The 2,757-nt window shown below is 55.7% G+C and carries 3 protein-coding genes; 2 read left to right on the plus strand and 1 reads right to left on the minus strand.

Annotated elements, in window-relative coordinates:
* Nucleotides 1-193 precede the first annotated feature (193 nt).
* Together VGP75_RS15800 and VGP75_RS15805 are read left to right on the plus strand one after the other, a co-directional pair.
* The gene (locus VGP75_RS15800; RefSeq protein WP_327544575.1) at nucleotides 194-1,207 is read left to right on the plus strand and encodes an NAD-dependent epimerase/dehydratase family protein; all 1,014 of its coding nucleotides are present in this window, start codon (nucleotides 194-196) and stop codon (nucleotides 1,205-1,207) included.
* Nucleotides 1,208-1,258: 51 nt separating this feature from the next.
* Nucleotides 1,259-2,587, plus strand: a complete 1,329-nt coding sequence (locus tag VGP75_RS15805) for a UDP-glucose dehydrogenase family protein (RefSeq protein ID WP_327544576.1) — start codon at nucleotides 1,259-1,261, stop codon at nucleotides 2,585-2,587.
* Here VGP75_RS15805 and VGP75_RS15810 read toward each other — a convergent pair.
* A partial coding sequence (locus tag VGP75_RS15810; RefSeq protein ID WP_327544577.1) for a M24 family metallopeptidase occupies nucleotides 2,584-2,757 on the minus strand: 174 nt, incomplete at its 5' end. The genes VGP75_RS15805 and VGP75_RS15810 overlap by 4 nt on opposite strands.

Raw genomic sequence — 2,757 nt, forward strand, 5'->3', positions numbered from 1 at the left:
AGCGATCATGGCCGTGCCGGTGCTCTATTCACTGTTCATCGTCATCAGTTCAACAATGGTGACGCTGTGGTTCCGCCGCGTGAACACGGCGAATGAGCAACCTTTGCCCAACGGTTTGCTCTAGCTGGATTGACCTGAACCTTACATTCGATGAAAACGGCGCAACTCCGCCGTTTTCATCAAGGTTCATAATATGCGCACTGTCTTTATTACGGGAACGGCAGGATTTATCGGCTTTCACCTCGCGCAGCTCTTGCTGGACGAAGGGTTCCGTGTCGTTGGCTACGATGGAATGACAGACTATTATGACGTGCAGCTCAAACGCCGCCGTCACCAGATCCTGCTGCAAAACCCGCATTTCTCATGTGTTGAGGGGCTGCTGGAAGACTATGACCTGCTGGCCAAAACCTGTGATGAGGCCAAGCCGGATATTATCGTCCATCTCGCAGGACAGGCCGGTGTGCGCTATTCGCTCGAAAACCCGCGATCCTATATGGAAACCAACGTCATGGGCACGTTCAACGTGACTGAATGTGCGCGCATCCACCAGGTTGAACACTTGCTGATGGCCTCCACCTCATCGGTTTACGGGGCCAACACCGATATGCCGTTCAATGAATTGCAGCGCACCGATACGCCCCTGACGATCTACGCCGCCAGCAAGCGCGCGAATGAACATATGGGACACGCCTATGCCCATCTGTGGAAGATCCCGACCACGATGTTCCGGTTTTTCACCGTCTATGGTCCTTGGGGGCGGCCCGATCTGGCGCTTTTCAAATTCGTCAAAGCCGGATTGGATGGCGAGCCGATCGACGTCTACAATAACGGCGAAATGGCGCGGGATTTCACCTATGTGACCGATCTTGTGCGCGGTATCCGGCTCTTGATTGATACCCCGCCTGTTGAACCCGCTACGCCCGACGATGTTGCCGAAGGCGATAGCCTCAGCCCCGCCGCCCCTTTCCGTGTGGTCAATATCGGCAATGGGACCAAAGTGCCTTTGATGGATTTCATTGCCGCGATCGAGGATGCGCTGGGTCTGACGCTCAAAAAGAATTTCATGGATATGCAAAAGGGCGACGTGCACGAAACCTTTGCCGACAATGCCTTGCTGCAACAGTTGACCGGATATGCGCCGCAAACGGATGTTGCAGAGGGTGTCAGCGCCTTTGTTGCATGGTATCGCGACTACTACGGTAAGTGAATATGGCGTTTCATGAGTGACATGCGCCACTGCTAAGGAAGAGAAAAGACGATGAAAATTGCAATGATTGGCACCGGTTATGTTGGTCTGGTGTCTGGCGTCTGTTTCTCCGATTTTGGGCATGAAGTGATCTGTGTCGACAAAAATCAGGACAAGCTTGCGCTTTTGCGCGCAGGAAAAACGCCGATATTCGAGCCGGGTCTTGATCGTCTGATGGCCCGCAACATGGCGGCCAACCGGCTGTCGTTCACAGACGACCTTCGGGCCGCGACGCAAGACGCCGACACGGTTTTCATCGCCGTCGGCACCCCCAGCAGACGCGGTGATGGCCATGCGGACCTGAGTTTCGTGTTCGGTGCTGTCAAAGAAGTGGCCGAGGTTCTGACCAAGCCTGCGGTGATTGTGATTAAATCAACCGTGCCTGTCGGGACGAACCGCAAGGTGGCGGAACTCTTGAAAGAGGTGCGGCCTGATCTGGCGTGCGATGTGGTCTCAAACCCTGAATTCCTGCGCGAAGGGGCTGCGATTGACGACTTTATGCACCCTGACCGTGTGGTGGTCGGTGTTGAATCCGAACGCGCGAGTGAGGTGATGAAAGAGGTCTACCGCCCGCTTGCCTTGCGCGATTATCCCCTGCTGACCACTGATCTTGAAACAGCAGAGATGATCAAATACGCCGCCAACGCGTTTTTGGCCACAAAAGTGACCTTCATCAACGAAATCGCCATGCTCTGTGAAAGAACCGGCGCCGATGTGAAAGATGTGGCCAACGGCATGGGCTTTGATAGCCGCATCGGGCCAAAGTTCTTGCAGGCGGGTCCGGGCTATGGCGGGTCTTGTTTCCCCAAGGACACGATGGCGCTAGCGCGGATCGGGCAAGATAACTCCTCGCCTTTGCAGATCGTCGAAACGGTGATCAAGGTCAACGAAGAGGTTAAACGCCTGATGATCGAAAAGATCATCGACCTGTGTGACGGCAAACTTCAGAACAAAACGATTGCCGTACTGGGCCTGACGTTCAAGCCCGATACCGACGACATGCGCGATGCGCCCGCGCTAACGATCGTGCCTGTGCTTGTCGGACGGGGTGCCAATGTCCGTGTCGTTGATCCTCAGGCTTTCCGTGAGGCTGAGTCGCTGTTGCCGAACGTGGAATGGTTCGATGATCCCTATGCGGCCACAGATGGCGCGGATGCCGTGGTCATGCTGACCGAGTGGAACGAATTCCGCGCCCTTGATCTGCGCGATATGGCTGGCCGGATGGCGCAGCCCCGCATGGCGGACCTGCGCAATATTTATTCTTGCGACCTTGCACTTGATGCGGGTTTTGAGGCCTACACCGGGATGGGCCGCAAATCGCATCTGCCTTTTGAGGGCTAGGATACCACGTTGAAGTCGGGGCCGTAGGGATATCCTGTGATATCCTCGTTGCCGTCCTCGGTGATGACCAGAATATCATGCTCACGGTACCCGCCGGCACCGGGTGTGCCCTCGGGGATTGTCAGCATCGGTTCCATCGAAATCACCATGCCGGGTTCCAGCACCGTATC

The sequence above is a fragment of the Yoonia sp. genome (assembly GCF_036007805.1).
GTDB lineage: Bacteria > Pseudomonadota > Alphaproteobacteria > Rhodobacterales > Rhodobacteraceae > Yoonia.

Bases quoted from the DNA above. Each gene is read 5' to 3' on its own strand.
- VGP75_RS15805 (WP_327544576.1), top strand. From the start codon at position 1,259: ATGAAAATTGCAATGATTGGCACCGGTTATGTTGGTCTGGTGTCTGGC.
- VGP75_RS15800 (WP_327544575.1), top strand. From the start codon at position 194: ATGCGCACTGTCTTTATTACGGGAACGGCAGGATTTATCGGCTTTCAC.